The organism is Lentzea indica (genome assembly GCF_012184385.1).
GTDB classification, from domain to species: domain Bacteria; phylum Actinomycetota; class Actinomycetes; order Mycobacteriales; family Pseudonocardiaceae; genus Lentzea; species Lentzea indica.
In genome coordinates, this window is sequence record NZ_VSRL01000628.1 from 1 (window position 1) to 310 (window position 310).

1 rRNA gene is annotated in these 310 nt (G+C 54.8%); it reads left to right on the forward strand.

The features are described from left to right. Positions 1-310, forward strand: a 23S ribosomal RNA gene (locus FXN61_RS50045); the annotation flags it as partial.

Sequence of the window (310 nt, forward strand, 5' to 3'; positions counted from 1 at the left end):
TGATTCCGTGAGTAGTGGCGAGCGAAAGCGGATGAGGCTAAACCGCGTCTGTGTGATACCCGGCAGGGGTTGCATTCGCGGGGTCGTGGGACCTCTTGGCTAGTTCTGCCGGACTGGCAAGCAGTCAGAAAACGCGTTGTTAGAGGAATACGTCTGGAAAGCGTGAGCGTAGAGGGTGAAACTCCCGTACTCGAAAACATAGCGTCTGCTTAGAGTGTTCCCAAGTAGCAGCGTACTCGTGAAATTCGCTGTGAATCTGGCGGGACCACCCGCTAAGCCTAAATACTCCCTGGTGACCGATAGCGGACTA